We start from the raw sequence: 4,830 nt of genomic DNA, 5'->3' as shown, positions 1-4,830 counted from the left end.
GGTCTGTTCAGAGTGCGGAGCTGAACATCTGCGTGACGTAAACGCAGCAAGAAACATTCTTGCGGTCGGGCATGACCGTCTAGCTGTAGGAATCCCCGTCCTTTAGGGCGGGGAGGATGTCAACAGTAGCCCCGGCCGGATGCAGTCTGTTCTGATCAATAAATTCATGATTCATGCAGAGCAGGCCTTCTGTACTGCTTCCATCCAGCGGGAAGAAGTGCATACCGTCATGCATCATGCCGGTAGCGTTCAGCTGATCTTCAGAAGTGTTAGTACCGTCTTCTTTCCATTCTGCTGCCTGATCATTCAGAGGCGTTCCCCATGGCGCCAGAACCTGAGCGGTATAACCGGCGGGTACAGACACGGCATCTGTCTTGGAGCCAGCAATAGATTCAAAACCGAGAGAGAGACCAGAGGGAGGTGGGGTAATAACATCATCAGAGTTGTCATCGTTACAGCCGGTCAAACCAAGACTGGCCAGCGCGGTAAATGCTGCCAGCGCACCTCCGCGCTTCAAAACACCACGACGAGAAAGTTCTTTTTCCAGCACTGCCGAGATCGGCTTGTTGTCACTGGAATTATACACCGTCGGATCAAAAGTATATTTGCTCATGTTACACCTATACTGCGAGCCAGCTTTAATTCTTGTCTAAGCCAGACTCATTAAACGACATAGGCATTACAATAAGATGTATTTAATATGACAGGATTAAAATAATCCGTTGACTGAAGTTTAAGCAGCGAAACACATGGGGCAGCTTCATTGATAGCTCTATCTCAGGATCATGGAGACTTACGGCCCAATTCAACATCCTCATCCTCGGAATCGCTCAAATCAGAGAGATCGGATGCTTCTGCTGCTGAGTCATACTGACTCACAGTGCCCACAGACCCATTCTCTGAGTCCCCCACTCCCGAATCAGAGGAGACCTCATACACTTCTTCAGAAGATTCTATTGAGAAGTGAAACACTGCATTCAGCCCCATTGAGTGAAGCAATTCCTGCAGCAGAAAGTAAACCTCTCCATAATTATCGAAACTGTGCGCTGCATCGTGACCGTCCAGCCAGAGCACTATGACTTCCTGCTCGAAGACGAGGTGAAGGTACACCCATTGATTTTGATTACGACAAGCCGCCAGTAACTCCCTTCTATTGCTGCCAATAAAATCATTGTGAGGAATGATTTTTTTTACCTGCCTCCTGATTTCCCTCAACGTAGCCTTACGACTTCTTAAAAGATAATTCTTCAGTCGACTGTCTTTGACACTGATTGGTTGAACATTCTGAGCAGGGACAGGAACAACCTGCGCTGAGGAACTCAATCCTTCAAAACCAGACCCATGCACAGCCTGTTGCATATCCTGAAAACTGATATTGCCCTGAGTGAGGTCAAGAATAGATGGCTCATCTGAGCCCGGTGGGGGCTGATAGGTCAGAAATAAATTCAACTCGGGAAGAAACGGTATACCACGCCCCTGATGCAGGCTACAGGAATTCCCGGCTAGAAATCGATTACATTGAGAACAATAGAAAGGCTGGGCAGAAAGGACAGCCGACAATAGCAAAAGGCTCAGCCCACAGCAGACTCTTTTCTTCTTATTCAATTACCAACATCCCGGTAAGAATTCTCAGCTCATATTTATAGCTGGCTTTATGGGATGTGCAGAAATCAGAGATAAAAAAATACCCGTAAGCCAAAGCCTACGGGTATTTTGTATCAAGCGTAGCTAAAACCGAACTTATTCAGCTTCAACAAATACCTTGATAGCAGCTGCCACGTCAGTGTGCAGCTGGATGCCGATGTCGTATTCGCCAGTAGCACGAATAGGACCTTCAGCCATGCGGATTTCACTCTTGGCTACTTCAAAACCAGCACCCGTGATGGCTTCAGCCAGATCACGTGGACCGATAGAACCGAACAGCTTACCTTCGTCGCCCGCTTTAGCGGTCAGGGTCAGTTCGATTTCAGCCATTTCAGCTGCACGCTTTTCAGCAGCAGCCAGCTTTTCGTTAGCAGCCTTTTCCAGCTCAGCACGACGAGCTTCAAAAGCTTCAACATTGTCCTTAGAAGCAGGCACAGCCTTGCTAAAAGGAATCAGAAAGTTACGACCGTAACCGGCTTTAACCGTTACCTTGTCGCCCAGGTTGCCAAGATTGGCAATTTTCTCTAGCAGGATAACGTCCATCGCTAGCCCCTTACCTTATACCTAGTGCCTGTCAGCCCTGAGTCTGTTGATTAACGCGGTTGCGAAAATCAAACAAACTGTCAAGACAAGCAGTCAAAACAATAACCGGGTATGCCAGTTGCGTAAGGGTGATCAGCAGCATATAGATGCCAATCAACCAGAAGCTGCCTAGCTGTCGCAGTTTCACCAGTCCGTGGACCAGTGACAATCCTGCGATAAACAATGGCAGCGATGCGATGGGAACCAGTGCTGTCAACATAGGTGACAGTGCCGATCCCATCAAAGTTATAGCCAGAAGTACTACTCCTGTCACAGCCGGTAAACGCACCTGACGGAATTCTTCTCCGAATCCGCCGGGGTTATACAGATCTGCTTGCCAGGAACGCGCCAATACCAGAGCCAGGACACAAAATAGAATGTGTACCCAGGCCAAAGCACCAGCCACGCCGTACTCCAGAATCTGTCTCAGATGTTCACCCAGTTGCAAAGCCCCTTCACTGCCACTGCTCTGGAGGCTCTTTTTCAGAAACTCCATTACAGAGTCAGCCATGGCACTGATCATCTGTGGTGATATCTGGTACATGGCAAAAGCCACGAGGCCTCCCAGCGGCACAACAGCCAGCAGGGTTTTCGGCCATGAGACAGTCTGACGCAAGATACAAGCCAGCAACGATGTCGTTACCAGCCCAATCAATACGCTGTACTGACCAAAGGCGGCCCAGGCTATTCCCGGCAACAATGCCCACATCAGGACTTTCAGTCCCTGGTCAATGCCGCGACGCAGTATCACCAGGGATACCATGGCCGCGCTTAGCCAGAAAAGCATGGGAATACAAGCAAATATCACAGCCAGAAACAGCGAATGTTTCGGGCTTTTCATTGCCAGTTCCGCCAGTTTACGCATCAAGCAATACCTTCAGTTCCAAAGTTTGCCGACTGATCAGTGACGATCAGTGTATGGCAGCAGCGCGATGTAACGCGCACGCTTGATAGCTGTCGCCAGCTGACGCTGATAACGGGCTTTGGTACCGGTGATGCGACTTGGTACGATCTTGCCAGTTTCAGAAACATAAGCTTTCAGGGTGTTCAGATCCTTGTAATCGATCTCTTTCACGCCTTCAGCGGTGAAACGGCAGAACTTTCTGCGGCGGAAAAAACGTGCCATTGCAACGTCTCCTTGAATTCAACAAATGGTGATGTTCTTAATCCATAAGGATCAAGGACGACTTACTCCGCAGCTTCTTCAGCAGCAGCTTCTTCAGCTACTTCTTCAACTACTTCTTCAGCAGCAGCTTCTGGAGCGGCTTCTTCGCGACGCTCGTCACGACGATCATCACGGCGCTCACGCTTCTCTTCAGCCTGCATCATGATGGATGGCTCGGAAACGGCCTCATCACGACGGATCACCATGTTACGGATAACTGCGTCGTTATAACGGAAGTTATCTGTCAGTTCGTCCAGGATCTCGTTGCTGCACTCAATGTTCATCAGAACATAGTGAGCTTTGTGGATCTTGTTGATTGGGTAAGCCAGTTGACGACGGCCCCAGTCTTCAAGACGGTGTACCTGACCGCCGTTTTCGCTGATAGCGCGAGTGTAACGCTCTATCATGCCTGGTACTTGCTCGCTCTGGTCAGGATGTACCAGAAAAACAATCTCGTAATGACGCATTATTTGCTCCTTACGGGTTAAACAGCCTCCCACGCTTTGGACGAAACTTACGTTCCATTCAGAGAGTAGTAAGGCAAGGAGATGGACAGGAAAACACAGTCACCTGAAAGATGCCTGCACACCACGCCCAGCATACAAAGAGCGGGGAATTCTAGAGAAGTGTGACCATGGTTGCAAGAATTAAAAACCGATGGGGGCCAGCGGTATATCGCAAGGGGGCGGGATGAAAAGGTCTCTGAAGATAGCTGCTTATCAGCCTCAAAGACAATAAGTGTATGAACTGTATAGGGAACTTCTTCCTGGATGATAAGTCAAAAGCTCGGCAAATGGCATGCAAATAAGATTATGAGCTAAACAAAGCAACTCAAATCTTACCTCATTTCAATCGCATTGTTTCATAAGGAGATTAAACAATGGATGCTACCCCCCGAGCAGAAAGACTCAATACTCTGAGAGCGCTGTCTCCGACAGGCCATGCGGTCTTACTGAATCTGGGCAAAGTCTCCAAGTCCTCACGCACCGTCTCTCCTGACAACGAAGGGCTGGGAGAAAATGAAAAACGCTATGCGATCAATATGAAAACCTACCTGGAAAGGCGCATAGGTAGGAATTGGGGAAATCGAGAGTTTTTGACGGCAAGAGAAGTAAAAAGTGCACTCAAAACCTTACCCAAATTAAGTCGATCCGTAGTATTCCATGAGCCAGCCGTATCCTCCAGCCGTTCACCAGAACCAGAAATAAGTCAGCCAGTGAGTGAACAAGCCTCACCTATTAATTTTGTACCCCAACCGCTCACAGAAAGTCAGCCAATCCAGGAAAACCTTGTTTCGACAACCAATGGATCTTGGCTCTTAATGGATTCCGGGGAGTTATCCAAACAGCACCTCCAGAAGACCGGAGAGAGCTGCTTTTCCCCGTTTTCTGATGTTGTGCAGACACTCGAAGAAACCTAAATACAGCGGTAACTTCTCT

At 48.6% G+C, this 4,830-nt stretch carries 8 protein-coding genes; 2 read left to right on the top strand and 6 right to left on the bottom strand.

Features of this window, described 5'->3' with window-relative positions; genetic code table 11:
• Positions 1 to 106: zinc ribbon domain-containing protein (locus ACR2PX_RS23565; protein WP_433999696.1), on the top strand; the 106-nt coding region annotated here is incomplete at its 5' end.
• Here ACR2PX_RS23565 and ACR2PX_RS23560 read toward each other — a convergent pair.
• The 6 genes from ACR2PX_RS23560 to rpsF all read right to left on the bottom strand — a co-directional run bounded on the left by ACR2PX_RS23560 (position 80) and on the right by rpsF (position 3,858).
• Positions 80 to 613 (bottom strand): alkaline phosphatase PhoX, encoded by a 534-nt coding sequence (locus ACR2PX_RS23560; RefSeq protein ID WP_434001793.1) that lies wholly within the window; start codon positions 611 to 613, stop codon positions 80 to 82. The genes ACR2PX_RS23565 and ACR2PX_RS23560 overlap by 27 nt on opposite strands.
• 170 nt (positions 614 to 783) lie before the next feature.
• Complete coding sequence (locus tag ACR2PX_RS23555) at positions 784 to 1,605, bottom strand: hypothetical protein (RefSeq protein WP_434001792.1); 822 nt, start codon at positions 1,603 to 1,605, stop codon at positions 784 to 786.
• Positions 1,606 to 1,740: 135 nt separating this feature from the next.
• Positions 1,741 to 2,187: a 50S ribosomal protein L9 gene (gene rplI, locus ACR2PX_RS23550; RefSeq protein ID WP_434001791.1), complete on the bottom strand. Its 447-nt coding sequence runs from the start codon at positions 2,185 to 2,187 to the stop codon at positions 1,741 to 1,743.
• A 31-nt stretch (positions 2,188 to 2,218) separates the two neighbouring features.
• Positions 2,219 to 3,091 (bottom strand): hypothetical protein, encoded by an 873-nt coding sequence (locus ACR2PX_RS23545; RefSeq protein ID WP_434001790.1) that lies wholly within the window; start codon positions 3,089 to 3,091, stop codon positions 2,219 to 2,221.
• A gap of 36 nt (positions 3,092 to 3,127) precedes the next feature.
• On the bottom strand, positions 3,128 to 3,352 hold the full coding sequence (gene rpsR, locus ACR2PX_RS23540) for a 30S ribosomal protein S18 (RefSeq protein ID WP_034835335.1): 225 nt from the start codon (positions 3,350 to 3,352) through the stop codon (positions 3,128 to 3,130).
• A gap of 62 nt (positions 3,353 to 3,414) precedes the next feature.
• Positions 3,415 to 3,858 (bottom strand): 30S ribosomal protein S6, encoded by a 444-nt coding sequence (gene rpsF, locus ACR2PX_RS23535; RefSeq protein ID WP_434001789.1) that lies wholly within the window; start codon positions 3,856 to 3,858, stop codon positions 3,415 to 3,417.
• 413 nt (positions 3,859 to 4,271) lie between these two features.
• Here rpsF and ACR2PX_RS23530 point away from each other — a divergent pair, with 413 nt between their 5' ends.
• Entirely contained in the window at positions 4,272 to 4,811 is a 540-nt protein-coding gene (locus tag ACR2PX_RS23530) for a hypothetical protein (RefSeq protein WP_434001788.1), read from the top strand.
• Positions 4,812 to 4,830: the final 19 nt, after the last annotated feature.

The organism is Endozoicomonas sp., assembly GCF_051008435.1.
Lineage (GTDB): Bacteria > Pseudomonadota > Gammaproteobacteria > Pseudomonadales > Endozoicomonadaceae > Endozoicomonas_A.
This window is presented reverse-complemented; position numbering and strand designations above follow the sequence as displayed.

Excerpts from the sequence above, each read along its gene's own strand:
- ACR2PX_RS23560 (WP_434001793.1), bottom strand. The coding sequence starts at position 613 with ATGAGCAAATATACTTTTGATCCGACGGTGTATAATTCCAGTGACAAC.
- rplI (WP_434001791.1), bottom strand. The coding sequence starts at position 2,187 with ATGGACGTTATCCTGCTAGAGAAAATTGCCAATCTTGGCAACCTGGGC.
- ACR2PX_RS23545 (WP_434001790.1), bottom strand. The coding sequence starts at position 3,091 with ATGCGTAAACTGGCGGAACTGGCAATGAAAAGCCCGAAACATTCGCTG.
- rpsR (WP_034835335.1), bottom strand. The coding sequence starts at position 3,352 with ATGGCACGTTTTTTCCGCCGCAGAAAGTTCTGCCGTTTCACCGCTGAA.
- rpsF (WP_434001789.1), bottom strand. The coding sequence starts at position 3,858 with ATGCGTCATTACGAGATTGTTTTTCTGGTACATCCTGACCAGAGCGAG.
- ACR2PX_RS23530 (WP_434001788.1), top strand. The coding sequence starts at position 4,272 with ATGGATGCTACCCCCCGAGCAGAAAGACTCAATACTCTGAGAGCGCTG.